Here is a 22830-nt window from a genome sequence, read left to right as displayed (position 1 = left end):
TTCGAGAAAGCAGGATCACGATGGCCAAAGCATCTCCGCAGGAGCAGCGCAAGCTCCTGACCCTCGCGGAACGCGACGCCGACGTCGCACGCGCCGAGCAGGCTGAACAACGGGTCTGGCAACACCCTGACCTTCCGGTCCGTGAGCAGCGCCTGGCGGAGGCCGCCGAGGCCGCGGTCGCCGCGGACTCACGGGTCAATGACGTTCAGTCACGGCTTGCTGCTTCCGAGGCGGCGGTGGCCAAGGTGCAGGCCCACCGAGACAAGGATCAGCGTCAATTAGATGCCGGTGCCGGGACGGCCCAAGATCTGATGGCGCTGAGCCACGAACTGCAGACCCTTGGTGACCGGCAGAACGCGCTCGAAGAGGAGGAGCTCGTCATCATGGAGGAGCTCGAGGACGCGCAGTCCGGGGCCGCCGAAGCCACTCAGGAACGTGATGCCTCGCAAGCACATCTCGAGGCCTTGCGCGCCGAGCTCACCGAGGAAGCCGCCGCGCGCGCTGAGGAGCTCCGCACGGCGCACGCGGCGAGGGCCGCATGCGCCCAAGACATCGAACCCACCTTGCTGGCGCTGTATGACAAGGCACGGGCCCGGCGCGGCGTGGGGGCGGCGCGGCTGTATCACGGGGTTTCGGAGGGCTCCGGGCTGAAGCTCGCGCCGGGGGACCTACAGGAGATCAAGAACGCGGCGGATGACGACGTCGTGTACTGCCCCGATTCCGGAGCGCTTCTCGTGCGGGACCCCGAGTGGATGGGGTGATCTTGATCATCGATTGCTTCGCCGCCTGAGTCACTCCCACCTGACGAGGACGTTTCCCACTAAGGTCGGGAAGTCATCGGCGAGAGGTGGTCCCAAGTGCTCGGGGGCAATCATGCGGCGTGGGGCGCCGCGGCCTGGGTAGCGGTCGCTTCCCCGGCACAGTTCCACGTGGGAACCCTCCGCGAACAATTCCCCCACGTCGCCGCCCACCTTCCGGCTGAAATTCCGCTCGGCTTCGGCCTGTTTCCCGACGCGCCGGGCGGAGTGGCGACGGGGGCGATGGTCTGCGCTGGAGCGGCGTTGCTACCGGACATCGACCACCGGCGTGCGTCCATCGCGCGGGCCCTGCCGCCCGTCAGTTCAGTGCTCTGCGCGGCGATCGGACGGGCCGCGGGCGGGCATCGTCAGGGCACCCACTCACTCTTCGGACTTCTCGTGGCGATGGTCTTGGCCTGGCTGCTGGGACTGTGTGTGATCGACGTCGGCGGTCACACCGTGGCGGTCGGCGCGGGCATCGCCGCGATCCTGTTGGTCAGCTTGGCGGCCAAGGCGCTCAAGTTTATTCCGGATTCGATGCAGAAGACGCCGTGGGCCGTGGGCCTCGCCTCCGGCGCAGCAGTTGCTCTGCTCCCACCGCCCGATCCCCGGTGGTTCGTCGCCGCGGTGGGATTGGGCTATTCCGCCCACCTCGTGGGTGATCTCCTGACCGTGGGCGGCATTAACCCGCTGTGGCCTGTGAAGCTGCGGCGTCCCCACGCCCTGCGGCACGTTTCCTCGGTCCGTGCCCTGTGGCGGCCGAACGGGCACGTGAGTCTTCCGATCGTCGGAGTCACTGGCTCGTGGCGCGAATGGGTCCTGTGCGTTCCGCTCGCCCTCTACGCGGGCCTCGGGGTAGCCGTCAGCGTCGCCCGGCTCCTGGCCCACCTGGTGGGGTAGGCAAGCCGGGAAATTGGGCTCCCGACGTCGCTAGTCGTCCAGCCGGCCTAGGCGCGTGAGACGGACCACCGGTTGGCCGGCCTCGTCCGAGGCCGCGAGGTCGATCTCGGCGTCGAAGCCCCAGTCCCGGTGTCCCGCGGGATCCTTGAAGATTTGGCGAGCCCGCCACGACGACGTCCCTTGGGTCAACAGGAAGTAGTCCTGACCGCGGCCACCGGGGCCGTCATCAATGTCCTCGTGCTCGTCGAAGTAGTCATCCATGACGGCACCCCACGCGTCGGCATCGAATCCCGACTCGCCGTCCAGCGCACCAAGGGCGGCTTCTTGCTCGTCCGCGAAGAGCACCACCCGGCGAAACAGCTCGTTCCGGACCATGACGCGAAAGGCCCGCGCATTGCTCGTCAAACGTTCCGGCTCCGGCGGCACGATCTCCTCCGAGTGGTCCTCCGGCGCTGCGCCGCGAGCGAGCTGCTCCCACTCATCCAGCAGGCTCGAATCGATCTGCCGAACCAACTCGCCGAGCCAGGCGATGAGATCTTGCAGATCTTCGCGCAGGGCATCGTGGGGGACGGACTGCTGCAGTGCTTTGTACGCGTCCGTGAGGTAGCGCAACAGCACGCCCTCGGAGCGAGCCAGCTGGTAGTACTGCACGTAGTCGGAAAAACTCATGGCACGTTCGTACATATCGCGCACCACCGACTTCGGGGCCAGCTCGAATTCGGACAGCCACGGGGCTCCCTGGCGGTACGTTTCAAAGGACTGGTCCAAGAGGTCTTCGAGCGGCTTCGGGTAGGTCAGCTCATCGACGATGTTCATGCGTTCGTCGTATCCGATGCCGTCGGCCTTCATCCGGCCGATCGCTTCCCCACGAACCTTCTTTTCCTGCAAGCTCAACACCTGGCGTGGCTGGTCAAGGGTCGACTCGATCACCGAGACCACGTCCAGTGCGTAGGAAGGGGAGTCCGGGTCGAGCACGCCGATGGCGGCCAGCGCGAAGGGGGAGAGCGGTTGGTTGAGGGCGAAGTTTTGTTGGAGGTGCACGGTGAGGTTGAGGTGGTTGCCGTGCTCGTCCGGCTCGTCTTGGCGAATCACGACGCCGGTTGCGATGAGCTCGCGCAGAATGCCGAGCGCACGGCGTATGAGGGCACGCTGGCGTGCCGGGGGCTCATGGTTCTCCGTCAGAATGCGCCGTGCCGCGGCAAAGGAGTCTCCGGGACGCTCCAGCAGGTTCAAGATCATCGAGTGAGTGATCTGAAAGCTGGAGCTCAGGGGCTCGGGATCCGCCTGGACCAGCTTGTCGAACGTCTTGTCGCTCCACGAGACAAAGCCCTGCGGGGGCTTCTTCTTGGTCACTTGCCGGAGCTTCTTGGGGTCATCGCCAAATTTGGCTTTGGCTTTCTCCAGCGCCTTCTTGTTTTCAATGACGTACTCGGGTGCCTGGACGACGACCGTGCCGGCCGTGTCGAAGCCTGCCCGCCCGGCGCGTCCGGCAATCTGGTGGAACTCGCGCGCCTTGAGGGCACGCATCCGCGAACCGTCGAATTTGGTCAGCGCTGTCATGAGCACGGTGCGGATGGGAACGTTGATGCCGACTCCCAACGTATCGGTGCCGCAAATGACTTTCAGCAGACCCGCTTGGGCAAGTTGCTCCACGAGGCGCCGGTATTTGGGAAGCATTCCCGCGTGATGGACCCCGATACCGGCGCGGATCAAGCGGTTCAAGGTTTTGCCGAACCCCGGGGCAAAACGGAATCCGGCGATCAGTTCGGCGATGCGGTCCTTCTCTTCGCGCGAGCAGATGTTCAGGCTCAGCAGTCCCTGAGCGCGCTCGATGGCGTCTAGCTGGCTGAAGTGCACAATGTACACGGGCGTCTGACTGGAGTAGATCAGCTCATCCACCGTTTCCTGCACGGGCTCTTCCGAGTAGTTGAAGTGCAGGGGGATCGGCCGATCGGTGTGCGCCACCGTGGTGGTCTCCCGCTGCGTGCGGCTGGTGAGGTCGTCCTCGAAACGGCTGACGTCCCCCAGCGTCGCGGACATGAGGACAAACTGAGCTTGCGGGAGCTCGATGAGCGGGACCTGCCAAGCCCAGCCCCGCTGCGGGTCGGAATAAAAGTGGAACTCGTCCATGATGACGGTGCCGACGTCGGCCGTTTCGCCCTCTCGCAGCGCAATGTTCGCCAGAATCTCGGCTGTGCAGCAGATGATCGGGGCGTCGGCATTCACCGACGAGTCGCCGGTGACCATGCCAACGTTCTCGGCGCCGAAGGTCTCACAAAGGGCGAAGAACTTCTCCGAGACCAGCGCCTTGATCGGCGCCGTGTAAAAGCTCACCTCGCCCCGGGCCAGCGAGTGGAAGTGTGCTGCGACGGCCACCAACGACTTCCCCGAGCCCGTCGGCGTCGCCAGAATGACGTTGTGCCCTTGGACGATCTCCATCGCGGCCTCGTCCTGGGCGGGATACAGTTCGATGCCCCGATCTTCGACCCAACGGATGAAGGCTTCGTAGGTCGATTCGGGAGTAGCCCCGCGCTGTCCGGTCGGCAACAGATCGATGAGATTCATGATGCCTCCACCCTATCCGCCGCAGGTGACCCGTGGGGTCCGTCGTGCAGCAGCGCGCTTACCAGCCGCGGGCCTTCCACGCGGGTAACTGCCCGCGCTCGGCCTCGAGGGTGGTTCCGGCGCCATGCCCGGGGAGCACGGTGGCGTCGTCGTACACGCCGAACAGGCGTTCGGTGACATCGCCCAGCAACTGGGCGAAACGCTCCGGATCTCCCCAGGTATTGCCCACACCTCCCGGGAAGAGGGCGTCACCGCTAAAGATCAGGGGACGTTCGAGTCCCTCGGTGAGCACGTAGGCGATGGACCCGGGAGTGTGCCCGCGCAGATGGACACAGTCCAGCGTGAGGTCTCCGCTCGAGATCCGCTCGCCGTGGATGAGGTGACGGTCCATCGTGACCGATTCGGCCTCGGCGATCGCGTCGGCGTCGTCTGCTCCTGCGGCGATGCGGGCACCCGAGTCCTCGGCCACAGCGCGCAGGGCGCGCACGTGATCCCAGTGCTGGTGGGTCGTGAGAATCCACTCGAGCTGCACGGACTGTTGGGTGTCCTCAGCGCTCTCGCGGCGCAGCCGCCCAATCGCCTCGACGTCGTCGGCCGCGTCAATCAGCACCTGGCGCCCCGTGCCGCGGGACGTGATGAGGTAAACGTTGTTGTGCATCTCAGAAACGCTGATGGTGCGGACGGTGAACTGTGCGGTCTCGGCGACCAACGTGGATGTGCCCATGGCACGTTCATATGTCAGGGTTGAGGTTCCGCGCAAGCATCCGCGCATCGCGGTGAACGAACGCCATGAGAGTGGCCACAGGGGCACGTGCGAGCCGTCACCTGAGGACGCCGCATCTGCCGACCGGCGACACGCCGGACGCCGACAACACGCCAGAGATTGAATCTGTGCACGAGCCCTTCCACACACTGTGGATAGCGGAGCCCGAACGGCGTCGTTCCGGGGCTGAAAAGTCCAAAGATCTCCACAGAACCTGTGGACGATGCGCGTGGGTAATGACATACTTGTAAGACAAGATCTAGGGGTGCTGACGCGCCCCGCCCACTAGATGTAGTATCGATTTCACGGCGGGGGCAATCAACGGCTCCGCTGGCATGAGAGAATTTTTGGCCCCGGGAGGCCGGCCGTCACGACGGCACATGAGGCACCTCGGACAGCACGTCAAGACCGAGTAACCAGAGCCCACTACGTGAGAGAACAAAGAGGGGAAGAGGCCATGACCGTCACGGTTTACACCAAGCCTGCCTGCGTTCAGTGCAACGCAACCTACCGCGCACTGGATAAGAAGGGCATCGTGTATCAGAGCGTCGATATTTCCCAAGACGCCGATGCGCTGGAGCGGGTCCGGGCACTGGGCCACATGCAGGCCCCGGTCGTGGTCACCGACGCCGATCACTGGTCCGGCTTCCGCCCGGACAAGATCGAGGAGCTGGCCACCTCCGCCGCCTCCTCCGTTGCCTGAGACGAGCACTTCGCACCGACTCATTTACTTTTCGTCGGCCTCGGGCAACACCGCCCGATTCGTTGAAAAGTTGCACCTGGATGCAACGCGGATCCCGCTCTACCCCAAGGAGCCGGCGGTCATCGCGGCTGCACCATTCGTCCTGCTTTTACCCACGTATGGGGGAGAGGACGGCAAGCACTCAGTTCCGCCGCAGGTCCTGCGCTTCCTGAAGGATCACCGGAATCGCGACCAGCTGCGCGGAGTCATCGGGGCCGGAAACACGAACTTTGGTTCGGCCTACTGTCTCGCTGCACGGAAAATCGCCGCTAAGTGCGACGTACCGCTGCTGTATCGCTTCGAACTCATGGGCACGCCGGAAGACGTGGCCAACGTATGCCAAGGATTGGAAGAGTTTTGGAAACAACCGTCGCGGAGCCGACCGTGAGCCAAGACAGCAAGGAACTGCCAGCGGCATGGCAGGGGCTCGGCTACCACGAGCTCAACGCCATGCTGAATCTGTACGACGGCGAGGGCAAGATTCAATTCGGTGCCGACCGAGCCGCCGCGCGCCAGTACTTCCTGCAGCACGTCAACAACAACACCGTCTTCTTCCACGATCTCGACGAGAAGCTCGAGTATCTGATCAAGAACGACTACTACGAGCGTGAGACGCTCGACCAGTACTCGATGAACTTCATCCGGGACCTCTACAAGCTGGCGTACGACAAGAAGTTCCGGTTTGAGACCTTCCTGGGCGCGTTCAAGTTCTACACCAGCTACACGCTCAAGACGTTTGACGGCAAGCGCTACCTCGAGCGCTACGAGGACCGCGTGTGCATGGTCGCACTGCATCTGGCCCGCGGCGACGAGGACCTCGCCCAGCGACTCGTCGAGGAAATTATCGACGGCCGCTTCCAGCCGGCCACCCCGACGTTCCTCAACGCCGGCAAGAAGCAGCGTGGCGAGCTAGTCTCCTGCTTCCTCCTGCGCATCGAAGACAACATGGAGTCGATCGCGCGTGGCATCAATTCCGCCCTGCAGTTGTCCAAGCGCGGCGGCGGCGTCGCCCTCTCGCTGACCAACATCCGCGAGCACGGCGCCCCGATCAAGCAGATTGAGAACCAGTCCTCCGGCGTCATCCCCGTGATGAAGCTCCTCGAAGACAGCTTCTCCTACGCCAATCAGCTCGGCGCACGGCAGGGTGCCGGCGCGGTGTACCTCAACGCTCACCACCCGGATATTTACCGCTTCCTCGACACGAAGCGGGAGAACGCGGATGAGAAGATCCGCATCAAGACCTTGTCCTTGGGCGTGGTCATCCCGGACATCACGTTCGAGCTCGCGAAGAAGAACGAGGACATGTACCTGTTCTCGCCCTACGACGTGGAGCGCGTCTACGGCACGCCGTTCTCGGAGATCTCCGTGACGGAGAAGTACTACGAGATGGTCGACGACCAGCGGATCCGCAAGCAGAAGATCAACGCCCGCGAGTTCTTCCAGACCCTGGCCGAGATCCAGTTCGAGTCCGGCTACCCCTACGTCATGTTTGAGGACACGGTCAATCGAGCCAACCCGATCAAGGGCAAGATCACGATGAGCAACCTGTGCTCTGAGATCCTGCAGGTCTCCTCGGCTTCGAAGTACTCGGATGACCTGGGCTACGAGACCATCGGCAAGGACATCTCCTGCAACTTGGGCTCGATGAACATCGCGAAGACCATGGACTCGCCGGATCTGGGGGTGTCCGTGGAGACGGCCATCCGCGCGCTGACCGCCGTGTCCGACATGTCATACATCGGTTCCGTGCCGTCGATCGCGGAGGGCAACCGCCAGTCGCACGCCATCGGCCTCGGGCAGATGAATCTGCACGGCTACCTGGCCCGCGAGCGCGTCCACTACGGCTCGGAAGAGGGCTTGGACTTCACGAACATCTACTTCTACACGGTGCTCTACCACGCCCTGCGCGCATCGAACCAGATCGCGATCGAGCGTGGCGAGACCTTCGGAGGGTTCGAAGATTCCAAGTACGCCTCCGGCGAGTTCTTCGACAAGTACACCGAGGCCGAGTGGACCCCGCAGACGGAGCGCGTGAGGGAACTCTTCGCGAACACGCACCTGCCGACGCAGGAGGACTGGCGCGAGCTCAAGGCGTCCGTCATGGAGCACGGCATCTACAACCAGAACCTTCAGGCGGTGCCGCCGACCGGCTCGATCTCCTACATCAATAACTCGACCTCCTCGATCCACCCGGTGGCCTCGAAGATCGAGATCCGCAAGGAAGGCAAGATCGGCCGCGTCTACTACCCGGCCCCTTACCTGACCAACGACAACCTGGAGTACTACCAGGACGCGTACGAGATCGGCTACGAGAAGATCATCGACACCTACGCGGCCGCCACCCAGCACGTCGATCAGGGCCTGTCGCTGACGCTGTTCTTCAAGGACACCGCCACCACGCGGGACATCAACAAGGCGCAGATCTACGCGTGGCGCAAGGGCATCAAGACCCTCTACTACATCCGTCTCCGCCAGCTCGCGCTGGAGGGAACGGAAGTCGAGGGTTGCGTCAGCTGCATGCTGTAGCACTCGCCACAGCAACCGGTACGACGGCGGCAGCAGCCGCCGTCGTACCCTTTACCCGGGCAAACATCACCGTCTGACGAAAGTGCAGGGCGACATGACCGAGTCGGTCAAGCTACACGGCCACGTACAGGCCATCAACTGGAACCGCATCCAGGACGATAAAGACGTCGAGGTGTGGAACCGCCTCGTGAATAACTTCTGGCTCCCCGAAAAGGTGCCGCTGTCCAACGACGTGCAGTCGTGGAACACGCTCACCGCCGAGGAACAGACCCTGACCATGCGCGTGTTCACGGGCCTAACCCTGCTGGATACGCTGCAGGGCACGGTCGGCGCCGTCTCCCTCATCCCGGACTCGCTGACTCCGCACGAGGAGGCCGTCTACACGAACATCGCCTTCATGGAATCGGTCCACGCGAAGAGCTATTCGTCGATCTTCTCCACGCTGTGCTCCACGAAGGAGATCGACGACGCGTTCCGCTGGTCGCTGGAGAACGAGAACCTGCAGAAGAAGGCGCAGATCGTCGAGTCCTACTACCACGGCGATGATCCGCTGAAGAAGAAGGTGGCCTCCACGCTGCTGGAGTCCTTCCTCTTCTACTCGGGCTTCTACCTGCCGATGTACTGGTCCTCCCGCGCCAAGCTGACCAACACGGCAGACCTGATCCGCCTCATCATCCGTGACGAGGCCGTGCACGGCTACTACATCGGCTACAAGTTCCAGAAGGGACTCGAGGGTCTCTCTGAGGCGCGCCAGCAGGAGCTGAAGGACTACACGTTCGAGCTGCTGTTCGAGCTGTACGAGAACGAGGTGCAGTACACGCACGACCTCTACGACGGCGTGGGCCTGAGCGAGGACGTCAAGAAGTTCCTCCACTACAACGCCAACAAGGCGCTCATGAACCTCGGCTACGAGGCCATGTTCCCGGCGTCGGTGACGGACGTGAACCCGGCGATTCTCTCCGCGCTCAGCCCGAACGCGGACGAGAACCACGACTTCTTCTCCGGCTCCGGCTCCTCCTACGTGATCGGCAAGGCCGTGAACACGGAAGACGAGGACTGGGACTTCTAGCCGCCGCTTCACCCCGATAGTGCCCCGCTGCCCGTGCCATCCGCACAGGCAGCGGGGCACTGTCGCTAGGAACGCTCGCCGCGCACCTCACCCCGACGACGGTGAGCCGCCGCAAGCCAGTCAACCAGCCCGGCCGCGACCACTCCGGCCGCGTAGGCCAGGAGATCGGCCCACACGAAGGACGAGCCCAACACGAGGGCGATCGGAGGGAACCACTCAGCCAAGGTACTGGGGACCGGCGTGAGCTGAAAGAACTCAACGGCGAAGCAGCTCGCCAGCGCCGCCGCGCCCAGGGCTGCTGGCCGCCAGCGGGGCACAACGAAGGCAACGAGCAGGTAGATCAGCACCGCATACAAGGCGCCTCCAGCCACATCGCCCACGCTGCCCGGCAGTAGGTAGCGCGCGGCCAAACCCAGGGGGATCACGCCCACGCCGGCCGCGGCCAGGGCGACGCGCCGCCTCACCGTGGGGGAGTAGCGACGGTCAAACTTCACACCCGAAAGTCTAACGTCGGCGCCCGGTTGGCAGCCGCGCGTCACCGAGGCAACTGGGCGTTAGGGAGCATTAACGTTTTCGCTTCGGACTCACTAGGCTGGTGCCGACGTCAGTGACGACGACCCACAGCAGCGAGGAGCACAGAGCATGTCAGCCGAGAAGACCGCAGCCTCCACCGGCCAGCCCGAATTGCCCGACTTGGCGGTGGGCGACTTCTTCTACGAGGACCTCGGCGACGGCCACTACCGGTCCACCGTGCACGCCCAAGGCGCGTGGAACCCCCACGAACAGCACATGGCCCCGGCCACCGGCATCATGGTTCACGAGCTCGAGAAGTTCCAGCCACGCGACGACCTCCGCATGGCCCGCGTCAGCCTCGACATTCACGGCATCATTCACGGCGGGGACATCACCATCGATACCCGCGTTATTCGCCCCGGCCGCACCATCGAGTTGATCGAGGCGGAAATGATCACCGCCGGACGCACCTCCATCGTTGCGCGCGCCTGGCGCCTGGCCACCGGTGACAGTTCGGCCGTTCACGCCGTGGAAGACACCCACGTGACGCACCCTGAGGACCTGCCCGTGTGGGATGGCATGTCCCCGTGGCCCGGTGGTTACATCGAAGCCCTCGACTTCCGGGTCGATGCCGGCCACCGCCCGGGCCGAGGCACCGTCTGGCTTCGCCACGATCTAGAGATGGTCTCTGGTACGACGACGACGACGTCTCTGGTTCGGCTGCTGGGCATGGCGGATACAGCCAATGGCATTGCGCCCCGCGTCGAGCCCGGCCCGGAATCGTGGATGTTTCCCAACGTGGACCTACAGATCCATATGCACCGCGCACCGGTCGGCGAATGGCTTGGCATCCAGGCCCAGCAGACCTACGGCACCGATGGCATCGGCCTGACGTCAGGAGTGCTGCACGACGTTCAGGGCCCCTTCGGCCGGACCGAGCAGATTCTCACCGTTCGGCCCATGCCCGGGCACAAGCGCTAGCCTCGACGCTTACGCGAGCGAGGCGAGCAACTTTTTCACCGCGGGCTTGCCAAGTGGCACGAATCCGGCGTTGAGGTAGCGGGCGCGCAGGGCCCCCTCAGCCCGGTACAGCGCCCATCCTCGCTTCAGCAGGAATCCGATCGGTTTCCGCCGTTCGGCCACATCACGCGCCAAGCGCCGCAGGGCCGTGGCGAGTGGCGGCGTGTCCACGTAGATCGCCTGCACGGCTACGCCCTGTCGCCGAAGCGGGGCCAGCACCTCGCTGCCAAAAATTCCCTCGGCGATGACCGGCCCCCGATCCATCTCCACCAGAGCGTGCCCGTCGTAGGAGGAGGTCGAGAGCGAGTAAGCGGGCACCTGGGTCTGCCCCGTCTCGAGGAGCTCCACGACGCCGTCGACGGCCGCCTGCGTGTTCCACGTCCCCGGGTGGTCCCAGTCGATCTCTCCATAGGCAGTCTGGGGCAGAGGAGAGGCCTCCGTGTGCTCAGAGGCTTCCCGGTAGAAGTTATCCAGCACCAGATGCGGGCGGCCATACTTCGCGGCCAAGTAGGACTTTCCGGCGCCCGAAGCGCCTCCGAGCAGGATGAGGGTTGAGGACGGCGAAATCACGGAGTCCATCCTAGAATCTTTTGCGTGACTGCTTGGAACTCAACTGCGGTGAGCCCGCTCATCGTCCGGCGCGAGCGCGCCTCGGCCGACCCCGCAGCGGATCTGGCTGGCGGCGTCGACCTCCTCCGCGCTGTCGCCACCGGCGACGCCCCACCCACACTCCGGCTCTACCGGCCCAGCCCCACGCTGGCGTTTGGCCAGCGGGACACCCGTTTGGCTGGGTACGACGCCGCCGCACGGCTCGCCGCGGAGGCTGGATTTGCGCCGCTGATCCGGCGGGCCGGTGGCCGGGCCGCCGCCTATCACGAGGGCACCCTGATCGTGGATCACGTGGAGCCGGATGCGGACGCCATGCTGGGCCATCAGGGCCGCTTTCGCTCCCTCGGTGCGCTCTACGCTCAGGCCCTGACCACGGTGGGAGTCGACGCGCACGTGGGGGAGCTGCCGGGCGAGTATTGCCCCGGGGAGTACAGCGTGCACGGTCGCCCCTCGGCCAGCTCGCCCGTCCAGAACGCGATCAAGCTCGTCGGCACCGCGCAGCGCGTGGTGGCCGGAGCCTGGCTCTTCGCGTCCGTCATCGTCGTCGAGAATTCCGCCCCGCTGCGGAGCGTGTTAACGGACGTCTACGACGCCTTGGAACTGCCCATCGATCCGTCGACGGCGGGGGCCGTCGACGACCTAGCGCCCGGGGTGACGGTGGGGGACGTTGAGCGGGCGCTGATCGCCGCCTACGGCCACGACATGGCGATTAACGACAACGGCTGACCGGATCTGGCCATCACGAGCCAGATTCGGTCAGCCGGTGCGATAATTCGATGCCGCTTAGCGCGGCGTTGAGTTAGTGGCCGCGCTGGATCCACTCGTCGAGGTGCGGGGCCTCCGCGCCGATCGACGTCGAATCACCATGGCCTGTGCGGACCACGGTGTCAGACGGCAGCGTGAAGAGGTGGTCGCGGACCGAGGCGATGATCGTCTCGAAGCTGCTGAACGAACGGCCCGTAGCCCCCGGACCACCATTGAAGAGTGTGTCACCGGAAAACACCGTGCCGAGGTCTTCGGCGTAGAGGCACGTCGAGCCAGGGGAGTGGCCCGGCGTGTGGATCGCGCGCAGCGTGATGCCGGCGACCTCGAACGTCTGGCCATCCGTGATCTCGTGGTCCGGCCGCGTGCCCGGGTACACCATCTCCCAGAGCATGAGGTCCTCCGGGTTCAGCCAGATCTCCGCGTTGAAACGCTCGGCCGCGGCCCGTGCGTACCGGATGTGGTCATCGTGCCCGTGCGTCAGGAGGATCATGGTCACAGTGCGCTCGCCCACGGTGTCGGCGATCGCCTCGACGTCGTGCGCCGGATCGATGAGGATGACCTCGGCGTCGTCACCGACGATCCACACGTTGTTGTCGACGTCCCACGTGCCGCCGTCGAGGCTGAACGTTCCGGAGGTGACGACGTTTTCGATGCGCGCGCCCATCACTGCTCACCGACCATGACGACGGAGCGCAGGACCTTGCCGCCGTGCATCTTCTCAAAGGCGGCCTCGACGTCGCCCAGACCGATGCGCTCGGTGACGAACGCATCCAGGTTCAGGCGGCCCAGCTTGTACTGGTCCACCAGCATGGGGAAGTCTCGGCTCGGCAGGCAGTCCCCGTACCACGAGGATTTGAGCGAGCCGCCGCGGCCGAAGACGTCGAGCAGCGGCAGCTCGATCTTCATCTGGGGTGTGGGGACGCCGACGAGTACCACGCGGCCGGCGAGGTCCCGGGCGTAGAACGCCTGTTCATAGGTCTCCGGACGCCCCACCGCCTCGATCACGACGTCGGCCCCAAAACCGCCGGTCAGCTCGCGGATAGCTTCCACGGGGTCCTGTTCGCGCGAGTTCACGCCGTGCGTTGCGCCCAGCTGCTTGGCCATCTCGACCTTCTCCGGGTCGATATCCACCGCGATAATCGTCGTCGCGCCCGCCAACGCGGCGCCGGCCACGGCGGCGATGCCCACGCCGCCACAACCGATGACGGCGACCGATTCGCCGCGCTTAACCTCTCCGGTGTTGATGGACGCGCCGATGCCGGCCATCACGCCGCAGCCGAGCAGGCCGACGGCGGCCGGGTCGACGTCGTCGTCCACCTTGGTGCACTGGCCGGCGGCCACGAGGGTCTTCTCCGCGAAGGCGCCGATACCGAGCGCGGGGGAGAGTTCGGTCCCGTCCTCGAGAGTCATCTTCTGGCTGGCGTTGGCGGTGTTGAAGCAGTACTGCGGCTGGCCCTTGGCGCACGCGCGGCACTGCCCGCAGACGGCGCGCCAGTTGAGGATGACGCGGTCGCCCACGGCAACCTCGGTGACCCCCTCACCCACTTGGGACACGACCCCGGTGGCCTCATGGCCCAAGAGGTAGGGGTACTCATCGCCGATGCCGCCCTGCTTGTAGTGCAGGTCCGTATGGCACACGCCACACGAGATGATGTCGACGACGGCCTCACCGGCGGCCGGGTCCGGGATGATGATGGTTTCGGCCGTAGCCGGTGCGTCCTGTGCGGTGACGACGATGCCTTGGACCTTCTGCGGCATGGTGCTCTCCTGCGTGTTTCGGGGGCCTCTGATGCACTACGTGTGCTGTAGCGACACCTGCGCGCGTCGTTGCCGCGCACGGTTTCATCCAATCACATGCCGGGAACTCAACGAGAGCCGGTACTGACGAAAAAGACCGGCTTCCGTCATGGAAGCCGGTCTTCATAATCCCGAAGGATTTCCGTGCGCGAGGGGGGACTTGAACCCCCACCCTCTAATACGAGGACTAGCACCTCAAGCTAGCGCGTCTGCCTATTCCGCCACCCGCGCAGGTGATGTGTTTTCGCTAGTCAGGCCGGGTTTTGAACCCGCCATTCCGCGTCAGCAGCGAGTAATACTCTACACCAGTTCACAGCAGATACAAATTCACGTGATGTGTCCTGCATCGCTAGGGTAGGAGCACAGCCCAACTCCCCGGAAGGACGCTCTCATGACGACGCACGCAAGCGGTGCCGGATCCGACGCCACACAGCGGTTTGAGCAGGCCGAACAGGAAGTCGTGGAGATTTGCCGGAAACTCATCCGGATCGACACCTCAAATTTTGGCAACAATGATTCGCGCGGCGAACGTGAGGCAGCAGAGTATGTCGCCGCGCTCATGGAGGACGCCGGCGCTAACCCGCGCATCTTCGAATCCTCACCAGGGCGCGCGAGCGTCGTAGGACGGGTCAAGGGCTCAGACGCGTCCCTGCCGGCGCTGGTGGTGCACGGGCACCTCGACGTCGTTCCGGCCCAGGCCGAGGACTGGAGCGTGGATCCGTTCTCCGGGGAGCTGAAGGACGGCATGATCTGGGGCCGCGGCGCCGTCGACATGAAGGACATGGACGCCATGATTCTTGCGGTCATGCGGCACATGCACCGCACGGGCCAGCAGCCGAAACGGGACATCATTTACGCGTTCTTTTCCGACGAGGAGGCTGGCGGCACCTACGGCGCCGGCTGGCTCGTTCAGGAGCACCCCGAGTTGTTCGAGGGCGCCACCGAGGCCATCAGCGAGGTCGGCGGATTTTCCACGACGGTGGGCGGGCAGCGAGCCTACTTGCTGCAAACGGCAGAGAAGGGCATCAATTGGTTGCGCTTGCAGGCCACGGGCCGCGCCGGCCATGGCTCCCAAACGAATGACGACAACGCGGTCACGCGCTTGGCCCAAGCGGTGAGCCGGATTGGCGAACACCAGTGGGACTACGCGTACACGAAGACGACCCGCGCGTTCCTCGAGGGCGTCTCCGAGATCACGGGGGTGGCTTTCACCGAGGACGATCCCACGGCGCTGCTCGACGAGCTCGGCACCGTGGCCCGGTTTGTCGGAGCCACGCTGCACAACACGTCAAACCCGACTGCGCTAACCGCCGGCTATAAGCACAACGTCATTCCGGGCAAGGCCGAAGCCATGATTGACTGCCGCACTCTGCCCGGGCAGGACGAGATGGTGCTCGACACGCTCCGCCGGCTCGCCGGCGAAGGCGTGGATCTCATCACGGACCACGCCGACATCTCCCTTGAAGTCCCCTTCTCCGGCGATCTGGTCGAGTCCATGGTGGCGAACCTCAAGGCCGAGGATCCCGACGCCGTCGTCCTGCCCTACATGCTCTCTGGCGGCACGGACAACAAATCGCTGGCACGCTTGGGCATCACCGGCTATGGGTTTGCCCCGTTGCGCTTGCCCGACACTCTCGACTTCACGGGCATGTTCCACGGGGTGGATGAGCGGGTGCCCGTGGACGCGTTGCAGTTCGGCACGCGCGTGCTGTATCGGCTCATCTCGTCGTATTAGGAAGCTCTAGGAGGCTGAGGTGAGCACCATCCATCCTGCTGAAGAACGGTCCGCGCGCCGCGTCCTCAGCGGTCCACTGCTGGAGGGCCTGCGCAGCAGAGCTGGCCAGCACGACGCCGAGAATACGTTCGCGCATCAGGACTTCGAAGCCCTCGCGGGCGCTGGCTATCTCAAGGCCATGCTACCGGCTGACCAGGGTGGCTCCGGGTGGGGGTTTGCGGAAACGACGGCAGCACAGCGACTGCTGGCCGCTCACGCGCCCGGGACCGCGCTAGCCGTCAACATGCACCTCGTGTGGGCCGGTGCCGCTCGTGTCCTGCAGGCCAAGGGAGACACGCGCTTGCGCTTCGTGGCGGACTGGATCGCCGGCGGTGAGGTGATGGCGTTCGGGATTTCGGAGCCCGGCAATGACGCCGTGCTCTTCGATTCGGTCACGCGTGCCGAGCATACCAGCGACGGGGTGGCCTTCACCGGGCGGAAAATCTTCACGTCCCTAGCTCCCGTGTTTACCCGCCTGGGCGTGTTTGGCAAGGATGACGCAGGAGAGCTGATTCACGGATTTGTCGACCGCCAGGATCCTGGTGTCCGGGTGAACGACGACTGGGACACCCTCGGCATGCGGGCCAGCCAATCCCATTCCACGGACCTCGACGGTGCCGTGTCGCCACACGCATGGGTCCACACCCGATTGCCCACCGGCCCACAGGATGATCCGCTCATCTTCGCGATCTTCGCTTCCTTTTTGACCCTCACCGCTTCGGTCTACGCCGGAATCGCGGACCGCGCCGTGGAATTGGCAGCAGCCCACCCGGCGAACCGCGTTTCGCTCGTCTCAGGTCAGAGCCGTGACCAGGATCCGGATGTGCGGTGGCGCGTGGCGCAGGCCGGGATGGAGATCCTGTCCCTCGATGGGTTCCTGACGCAGACGGCACGGGATATCGATGCGCGCGTGGATCACGCTCACGCGTGGTTTCCCCGGCTGGTCACCTTACGCACTCGCGCGGGTGAGGTGGCCCGTTCCACCGTCGATGCCGCTCTGAATGTCGCTGGCGGCGGGCAATATTTTCGGGGCAGCGAGCTCGAGCGACTCTACCGGGATGCTCTCGCGAGTCTCTACCATCCCTCCGACGCAGCCTCCGCGCACCGCACGGTCGCTGCGTGGTTGCTGGGGCCGCTGGAGACCCCGTCATGAGCCGCCGCTTCTAGGGCGTCAGCACCGTGAGGGTTCGTTCTACCCGCATGACGCGCCGGCGCAGCCAGTAGCGGTAGACGCCGCCGGTGTACTTGACCGTCCGCCTGAGCTCCCACTTGCCGTATTCGGCGTGTTCCACCAAGCCACGGCGGGCCTCGGCAAGCGACTCGCCGGGGTACACGGTCACCACCAAATACTCGTAGGGTTCCGCCGGATCGCGCAGACGTTGGGCTTGGGGGAAACGGGCGGGCGGCTGAGCTGGCTTCTGCATATGAGGCAAAAGACTAGCGCGAGCACACTGATTTGCAAGGCCCCTACCCAGCGAACGGTTTCGGCGGTACCGTCAAACCATGACTACTGATCCGCGCGTTGCCCTCGAAGCGCTGAAGGCCTCGCTGGACGAGCACCTGAGCGCCGTTGTCTCCCGCCGCAGCGACTCTGATCCCGCGGTGGAAGCCGCCTTTTTCGCTGTCGCCGACAGCTACGAAGTCTACGAGGACGCCCTCTACGAGGCGTATGACGAATCGCTTCCGCTTGAGCTCTACGACGACGGTGAAGACGACGACGAGTACTAACGGCGCCCCCAACGGGACGAACATCACCCGCTGACGGGTGTCGTAGCCGATGTGCTGGCGCGTGCCTCAAGTAGGGTCGAATCCGTGAATTGGATCGAAGCCATCATCTTGGGCCTAGTACAAGGCCTCACCGAGTTCCTCCCGATTTCCTCCAGCGCCCACGTGCGGATCGTCGGCGAGTTCCTGCCCGGCGCGCAAGATCCGGGTGCCGCCTTTACGGCGATTACACAGCTCGGCACCGAGGCCGCCGTCGTCCTGTACTTCTGGAAGGACATCGTCCGGATCATCACGCAGTGGTCCAAGTCCCTCGTGGGCAAGGTCGACCGCTCCGATCCCGATGCCCGCATGGGCTGGCTGATCATCATCGGTAGCTTGCCGATCGCGATCCTGGGCTTGCTGCTCGAGGACTTCATCGACACCACGTTCCGCAGCCTGTGGATTACTGCCACGATGCTGATCGTCTTTGGTCTCTTCCTGGCATGGGCCGACACGTATGGCCGGCAGCAGCGCGAGCTCAACCAGCTCACGTACAAGCATGGCATCACGTACGGCCTGTTCCAGGCGCTCGCCCTGATTCCCGGCGTCTCCCGCTCCGGCGGAACCATCACCGGCGGCCTGCTCTTGGGGTACACCCGTGAAGCGGCAACACGCTACGCCTTCCTGCTGGCCATCCCCGCCGTAGTGGCCTCCGGCTTCTACAAGTTGGCGAAGTCGCTGGCTGAGCCCTCCACCAACGGCCCCTATTCGCTCGCCGAGACCCTCGTCGCCACCGGCATCGCTTTCGTCGTCGGCTACGCGATTGTGGCATGGCTCCTGCGCTACATCTCCACCCATAATTACCGCGTTTTCGTCTGGTACCGCATCGGCCTAGGCTTGGCGATCTTCGTGATGCTCGGTTTCGGGATTATTCAGCCCGTCTAAAGCGCTAGTACCCATGGTGCGGTTCGCCGCGCTCTTCACCAAACTTTCGAAAGGATACCCCGTGCACGCATGGCCGATGCCCGACGTACCCGCTGTTGCGCCCCAGCAGGATCAGGCTGCTTCACTTCTCATCCATGATTCTTCGGCTCACCGAGACGTCGACGTCGCGGCCGGAACCAGCGCCAGCCTCTACGTCTGCGGCATCACTCCCTACGACGCCACTCACATGGGACATGCGGCAACCTACGTCGCCTTCGACACCCTCAATCGGTGGTGGCGCGTGACCGGCCGGCACGTAGCCTACGTGCAAAACGTCACCGACGTTGACGATCCGCTGCTCGAGCGCGCCGCCGCCCGCGGCGTCGACTGGCGCGATCTTGCAGCAAGCCAGACCGACCTGTTCCGCACAGACATGGAGGCCCTACGCGTTATACCGCCGGACCACTATGTCGGCGCGGTGGAGTCTATCGACTGGCTCGTGCCCGTCGTGGAACAGATGCTGGAGGCCGGAATCGCCTACCGAGTCACTGGCGGCGCGGGCGAACCCGACGGCGATGTGTATTTTGACACGGCGGCCGCGGCCAACGACGCATGGCGTCTGGGAAGCATCAGCGGATACGACGCCGCGACGATGGACGCATTTTTTGCTGAGCGCGGCGGTGACCCGGGGCGCCCCGGTAAACGGCACGCGCTCGACCCCTTACTGTGGCGGGTGGCACGCGACGGTGAACCGACCTGGGAGGGCGGTCGCCTCGGTACGGGACGCCCTGGCTGGCACATCGAGTGTTCCGTCATCGCCCGGCGCTTCCTTCCGGCGCCGTTCACCGTCCAAGGTGGCGGCAGCGACCTGATCTTTCCGCACCACGAGTTTTCCGCCGGTCATGCCAGCGCCCTCGACGGAGCGCCTCTGGCAGAGCACTTCGTCCACACCGGCATGGTGGGCCTCGACGGAGAGAAGATGAGCAAGTCCAAGGGCAACCTCGTGCTGGTATCCGAGCTGCGGGCTGCGGGCGAGGACCCGGCCAACATTCGGACCGTTCTCTTGGGTCAGCACTACCGCGACGAGTGGTTCTGGACCGATGACTTGCTCGCCACCGCCCGTGAGCGCCGTGCGCGGTGGATGGACCGACTGCCGCTGACGACGGCGGCAGAGACGGCCGACTTGTCGGCGCGCCTCGTGAGTCTGGTCGGCCGCGACCTCGATACCCCGGCGGCCCTCGACGCGCTGGACCTCTGGGCCTCCACCGAGCCGAGCGGCGAGCCTGACCTGACGGCGGCACGGGAGCTCGCGGACCTCATCGACGCCCTCTTGGGACTGGTCCTCACCCGCTAATTCGATCCGCCGGGCTCCCATCCACGGCCTTGGTCGCGGCGCTTCAAGTAGCGTTCGAACTCCCGGGCGATCGACTCACCGCTGGCCTCCGGCATCTCGGTGGCGTCGGTCGCCTCCTCCAGCTGCTTAACGTAAGCACCGATTTCCTCATCGTCGCTGGCCAGCTCATCGACTCCGCGCTCCCACGCTTCGGCGTCCTCGGCGAGCGCCGAAAGATCCATGCTGATGTGCAAGAGATCTTCGAGCTGGCGCATCAGCGCATAGGTGGCCTTGGGCGAGGGCGCCTGCCCGACGTAATGGGGGACCGCGGCCCACGTCGAGACCGTCGGCACGCCGGCGGCATCAGCCAGAGCGGCCAGAACCCCAACGATGCCCGTCGGCCCCTCATAGTCCGAGCGCTCGGCGTCAATGATCTCCCGCAGCTGCGGATGCTCACTGGTGCGCGTGACGGGGATGGGGCGCGTGTGGGGGCTGTCTGCCAACAGTGCTCCGGTCAGCACGATCGCTCGCACGCGATGCTCGGCAGCGAGGGTCAGCAGTTCGGCGCAGAATTGCTTCCACCGGTACGTGGGCTCGACGCCGGTCACTAAGACGAGGTCAAACGGATGCTCGGGCAGGTCGGCGGTGAGGACCCGCGTGAGCGGCCAGCGCACCACCCGTTGCCCCGCCGCATTGCGTTTCACGGAGGGCCGGGAGAACTGGTAGTCGTAATAATCATCCTCACCGAGCACCACCCGCTGCACCGCGTTGTAGGCGCGCCCGAGCAAGGCCACCGCGTCGGACGCGGCGCCGCCGGCGTCGTTCCACCCCTCGAAGGCCACGACCATCACGGTGTCTCGGTCACCCGACGGATCAGGAGGCTCTAGCGAAGCGTCGGGCGCGGCTGACCGGTCGGTGTGCTCGGTCAACGCAGCGAGCGCGTCCACGAGATTGCCATGCCCGCTAGGTGGGGGAGTGGAAGGGGGATCGTCCTGGCCGGAGGGCTGCTGACTGTTCGGATGCTCTACCACGCTGTCAGCCTAACGCGTGCGCGGTACGAGCCACGGCGAGCGCCCGCGTTCGCTCTCGGCACGCGCCATCGCACCCACTCGTCTGCCGCGTGACCAGTGGGCCGCGACTAGACTTTTGGCTATGCCTTCGACTCATCGCGCGGCCTCCCGTCCCGACAACGTCTTTATTCGCGATTCTGGCCTGCAAGCGGTGTTGTGGGATATGGATGGAACCATCGTGGACACGGAACCGTATTGGATCGAGGCCGAGGAAGCTCTGGCCGGTGAGTACGGAGTGGAGTGGACGCACGAGGACGCCCTCAAGATGGTCGGCAACGCGCTCATGGACAGCGCCATGATCATCCGGGAGACCATCGCCGCTGGCGGTGGGCCAACGCTGGACCCGCGCAGCATCATCGACCGCCTGTCTGGCTCCGTGATGCGCCGCGTGCGTGAGCGCATGCCCTGGCGTCCTGGGGCGTACGAGCTGCTCGAGGATCTCACCGCCTCCGGTGTCCCGTGCGGCCTCGTCACCATGTCGGAGGGCCCACTGGCCAGCCTCGTAGCGGAGGCGCTGCCCGCCGGCACCCTCCGCTTCAAAGTCACCGGGGATATGGTCTCCCGCGGTAAGCCCGACCCCGAACCCTACCTCCAAGGCCTCAGCCGCCTTGCCGAATGGGTGCCAGGCCTCGCGCCCTCCCGCGTCATCGCCATCGAGGATTCCATTCCCGGCGTTGCCTCGGCGGCGGCCAGCGGCGCACTGACTCTCGCCGTGCCCCACTTCATCGAGTTGCCCGAGCCGGATGGGTGGGTGCAATGGGACAGCCTCGAGGGGCGCACGGCCAAGGATCTGAATGAGTTGGTCCTGTTTGGGGCCGGCGCGTGAGCCGAAGCCAAGAATCACCGGGCGGGATCCGCCTCGGAAGCATCGGCGGGATCCCCGTCACCCTCGCGTGGTCATGGTTCCTCATTGCCGCATTCATCGTTTTCGCGTTCGGGCCGGACGTCGCCCAGCTGATGCCACAGCTCGGCGCCGGCGCGTATCTCGTGGCGCTCGGCTACGCCGTCTTGCTCCTCGCCTCCGTCTTGCTCCACGAGCTCGCCCACGCCTGGTGCGCCACGGCCTACGGCTACGGTCACGCGCGGATTGTGCTGACCCTCTGGGGTGGGCACACCCAATTCACCACGGGAGACACGACGCCCGGGCGTTCCCTAGCCGTCGCCCTCGCGGGCCCGGCCGCGAACTTCATCTTGGCCGGCCTCGGGCTACTGATCGAAACCGTGGCGGCACCGGGCGGAGTGACCGGGCTGCTCATCAGTATCCTGATCCTCGCCAACTTCCTTGTTGGCTTGTTCAACGTCCTGCCGGGACTGCCGCTGGATGGCGGCCGCCTAGTGGAGTCGGCCGTATGGAAGATCACCGGGTCGCAGGCGAAGGGCACCCTAGCCGCCGGCTGGTCCGGTGTCGTCATTGCCGTCGTGATCGCGCTCATCCTGATCGGCCGGCCACTGTTGCTCAACGGTGCCGTCGACCCCCTGATCGCCGTCGTCACGCTTCTGGTTGCTGGTTTCCTCATCATGGGCGCCCTCGCCTCCATTCGCGGCGCCATGTTGCGTTTGCGCCTGCCCCGCCTGCAAGCTGCGACGCTGGCCGAACCGGCCAGCGGGGCGCTCGCCGGGGTCATGGTGGACGAGCTCCCAGCGCCCGCCCAACACGGTCACATCCTGCTCGTTGACCCGCACGGGATACCGACCGCCGTCGTCGACCCCTCCTCCTTGGCGGCCGTACCGCGGGAACTCCACCACACAACGCCCGCGGCGTCAGTGGCACGGCACCTCGCCCCCGGAGCTTGGGTCCGGAGCGACGCCGCAGGGCAACCGCTCGTCGAATATCTCTCCTCGCTGCCGGGCTCCGAGTATGCGGTGCTCGACGCCAACGGGCAGGTGTGCGGGCTCCTGCGGCGTAGCACCGTCATCTCTGCCATCACGGGCCGCTCCCGCGCCTAGGATTCCGCGGTT

At 65.2% G+C, this 22830-nt stretch carries 23 protein-coding genes and 1 tRNA gene; 15 read left to right on the top strand and 9 right to left on the bottom strand.

Annotated features, from left to right (window positions below; genetic code table 11):
• Nucleotides 1–20 precede the first annotated feature (20 nt).
• On the top strand, nt 21–761 hold the full coding sequence (locus tag IW252_RS00970; protein WP_196834860.1) for a zinc ribbon domain-containing protein: 741 nt from the start codon (nt 21–23) through the stop codon (nt 759–761).
• A gap of 96 nt (nt 762–857) precedes the next feature.
• A complete protein-coding gene (locus tag IW252_RS00965) occupies nt 858–1697 on the top strand; it encodes a metal-dependent hydrolase (RefSeq protein WP_196834859.1) in 840 nt (279 codons plus the stop codon).
• Between the two features lie 30 nt (nt 1698–1727).
• On the opposite strand, the gene IW252_RS00960 is transcribed toward IW252_RS00965, so the two are convergent.
• Nucleotides 1728–4262 (bottom strand): DEAD/DEAH box helicase, encoded by a 2535-nt coding sequence (locus IW252_RS00960; protein WP_196834858.1) that lies wholly within the window; start codon nt 4260–4262, stop codon nt 1728–1730.
• A 58-nt stretch (nt 4263–4320) separates the two neighbouring features.
• Nucleotides 4321–4986 (bottom strand): MBL fold metallo-hydrolase, encoded by a 666-nt coding sequence (locus IW252_RS00955; protein ID WP_196834857.1) that lies wholly within the window; start codon nt 4984–4986, stop codon nt 4321–4323.
• Nucleotides 4987–5482: 496 nt separating this feature from the next.
• On the opposite strand from IW252_RS00955, the gene nrdH reads away from it, so the two are divergent.
• The 4 genes from nrdH to nrdF all read left to right on the top strand — a co-directional run bounded on the left by nrdH (nt 5483) and on the right by nrdF (nt 9362).
• On the top strand, nt 5483–5728 hold the full coding sequence (gene nrdH / locus IW252_RS13415) for a glutaredoxin-like protein NrdH (RefSeq protein WP_231365849.1): 246 nt from the start codon (nt 5483–5485) through the stop codon (nt 5726–5728).
• Nucleotides 5721–6155, top strand: a complete 435-nt coding sequence (gene nrdI / locus IW252_RS00950) for a class Ib ribonucleoside-diphosphate reductase assembly flavoprotein NrdI (protein ID WP_231365848.1) — start codon at nt 5721–5723, stop codon at nt 6153–6155. Before nrdH ends, nrdI begins: the two co-directional genes overlap by 8 nt.
• A gap of 17 nt (nt 6156–6172) precedes the next feature.
• Nucleotides 6173–8293 (top strand): class 1b ribonucleoside-diphosphate reductase subunit alpha, encoded by a 2121-nt coding sequence (gene nrdE / locus IW252_RS00945; protein WP_269211957.1) that lies wholly within the window; start codon nt 6173–6175, stop codon nt 8291–8293.
• Between the two features lie 94 nt (nt 8294–8387).
• The gene (nrdF, locus tag IW252_RS00940) at nt 8388–9362 is read left to right on the top strand and encodes a class 1b ribonucleoside-diphosphate reductase subunit beta (RefSeq protein WP_196834854.1); all 975 of its coding nucleotides are present in this window, start codon (nt 8388–8390) and stop codon (nt 9360–9362) included.
• Between the two features lie 65 nt (nt 9363–9427).
• Here nrdF and IW252_RS00935 read toward each other — a convergent pair whose 3' ends face one another.
• A complete protein-coding gene (locus IW252_RS00935; protein ID WP_196834853.1) occupies nt 9428–9856 on the bottom strand; it encodes a ribosomal maturation YjgA family protein in 429 nt (142 codons plus the stop codon).
• Nucleotides 9857–10004: 148 nt separating this feature from the next.
• Between IW252_RS00935 and IW252_RS00930 the strand changes: the two genes are divergently transcribed.
• Nucleotides 10005–10856: a thioesterase family protein gene (locus tag IW252_RS00930; RefSeq protein ID WP_196834852.1), complete on the top strand. Its 852-nt coding sequence runs from the start codon at nt 10005–10007 to the stop codon at nt 10854–10856.
• 9 nt (nt 10857–10865) lie between these two features.
• Here IW252_RS00930 and IW252_RS00925 read toward each other — a convergent pair whose 3' ends face one another.
• On the bottom strand, nt 10866–11474 hold the full coding sequence (locus IW252_RS00925) for a uridine kinase family protein (RefSeq protein ID WP_196834851.1): 609 nt from the start codon (nt 11472–11474) through the stop codon (nt 10866–10868).
• Nucleotides 11475–11489: 15 nt separating this feature from the next.
• Between IW252_RS00925 and IW252_RS00920 the strand changes: the two genes are divergently transcribed.
• Nucleotides 11490–12230: a lipoate--protein ligase family protein gene (locus tag IW252_RS00920; RefSeq protein ID WP_408065755.1), complete on the top strand. Its 741-nt coding sequence runs from the start codon at nt 11490–11492 to the stop codon at nt 12228–12230.
• A gap of 73 nt (nt 12231–12303) precedes the next feature.
• Here IW252_RS00920 and IW252_RS00915 read toward each other — a convergent pair whose 3' ends face one another.
• The 3 genes from IW252_RS00915 to IW252_RS00905 form a co-directional block, all read right to left on the bottom strand.
• Nucleotides 12304–12933: an MBL fold metallo-hydrolase gene (locus IW252_RS00915; RefSeq protein ID WP_196834850.1), complete on the bottom strand. Its 630-nt coding sequence runs from the start codon at nt 12931–12933 to the stop codon at nt 12304–12306.
• Entirely contained in the window at nt 12933–14027 is a 1095-nt protein-coding gene (locus IW252_RS00910; RefSeq protein ID WP_196834849.1) for an S-(hydroxymethyl)mycothiol dehydrogenase, read from the bottom strand. Before IW252_RS00910 ends, IW252_RS00915 begins: the two co-directional genes overlap by 1 nt.
• A gap of 184 nt (nt 14028–14211) precedes the next feature.
• Nucleotides 14212–14297, bottom strand: a tRNA-Leu gene (locus IW252_RS00905).
• Nucleotides 14298–14457: 160 nt separating this feature from the next.
• On the opposite strand from IW252_RS00905, the gene IW252_RS00900 reads away from it, so the two are divergent.
• Entirely contained in the window at nt 14458–15801 is a 1344-nt protein-coding gene (locus tag IW252_RS00900; protein WP_196834848.1) for a M20/M25/M40 family metallo-hydrolase, read from the top strand.
• Between the two features lie 19 nt (nt 15802–15820).
• A complete protein-coding gene (locus tag IW252_RS00895) occupies nt 15821–16993 on the top strand; it encodes an acyl-CoA dehydrogenase family protein (protein WP_331271385.1) in 1173 nt (390 codons plus the stop codon).
• Between the two features lie 10 nt (nt 16994–17003).
• Here the strand turns inward: IW252_RS00895 and IW252_RS00890 are convergent, their stop codons facing one another.
• On the bottom strand, nt 17004–17264 hold the full coding sequence (locus tag IW252_RS00890; RefSeq protein WP_231365847.1) for a DUF5703 family protein: 261 nt from the start codon (nt 17262–17264) through the stop codon (nt 17004–17006).
• Nucleotides 17265–17343: 79 nt separating this feature from the next.
• Here IW252_RS00890 and IW252_RS00885 point away from each other — a divergent pair, with 79 nt between their 5' ends.
• The 3 genes from IW252_RS00885 (at nt 17344) to mshC (ending at nt 19822) form a co-directional block, all read left to right on the top strand.
• Nucleotides 17344–17568 carry a hypothetical protein gene (locus IW252_RS00885; RefSeq protein ID WP_196834847.1) on the top strand — a complete coding sequence of 75 codons (225 nt, stop codon included), beginning with the start codon at nt 17344–17346 and terminating at the stop codon, nt 17566–17568.
• An 84-nt stretch (nt 17569–17652) separates the two neighbouring features.
• Nucleotides 17653–18489: an undecaprenyl-diphosphate phosphatase gene (locus tag IW252_RS00880; RefSeq protein ID WP_196834846.1), complete on the top strand. Its 837-nt coding sequence runs from the start codon at nt 17653–17655 to the stop codon at nt 18487–18489.
• Between the two features lie 61 nt (nt 18490–18550).
• Nucleotides 18551–19822, top strand: coding sequence for a cysteine--1-D-myo-inosityl 2-amino-2-deoxy-alpha-D-glucopyranoside ligase (gene mshC / locus IW252_RS00875; RefSeq protein WP_408065754.1), 1272 nt, complete (start codon nt 18551–18553; stop codon nt 19820–19822).
• Here mshC and IW252_RS00870 read toward each other — a convergent pair.
• On the bottom strand, nt 19819–20748 hold the full coding sequence (locus IW252_RS00870; protein ID WP_408065776.1) for a PAC2 family protein: 930 nt from the start codon (nt 20746–20748) through the stop codon (nt 19819–19821). The genes mshC and IW252_RS00870 overlap by 4 nt on opposite strands.
• A gap of 205 nt (nt 20749–20953) precedes the next feature.
• On the opposite strand from IW252_RS00870, the gene IW252_RS00865 reads away from it, so the two are divergent.
• Together IW252_RS00865 and IW252_RS00860 are read left to right on the top strand one after the other, a co-directional pair.
• The gene (locus IW252_RS00865) at nt 20954–21697 is read left to right on the top strand and encodes an HAD family hydrolase (protein ID WP_196834845.1); all 744 of its coding nucleotides are present in this window, start codon (nt 20954–20956) and stop codon (nt 21695–21697) included.
• A complete protein-coding gene (locus IW252_RS00860; RefSeq protein WP_196834844.1) occupies nt 21694–22818 on the top strand; it encodes a site-2 protease family protein in 1125 nt (374 codons plus the stop codon). Before IW252_RS00865 ends, IW252_RS00860 begins: the two co-directional genes overlap by 4 nt.
• Nucleotides 22819–22830: the final 12 nt, after the last annotated feature.

The sequence above is a fragment of the Zhihengliuella flava genome, assembly GCF_015751895.1.
GTDB classification, from domain to species: domain Bacteria; phylum Actinomycetota; class Actinomycetes; order Actinomycetales; family Micrococcaceae; genus Zhihengliuella; species Zhihengliuella flava.
The sequence above is the reverse complement of the archived record's forward strand: the minus strand, read 5'-3'. Positions and strand labels throughout refer to the sequence as shown.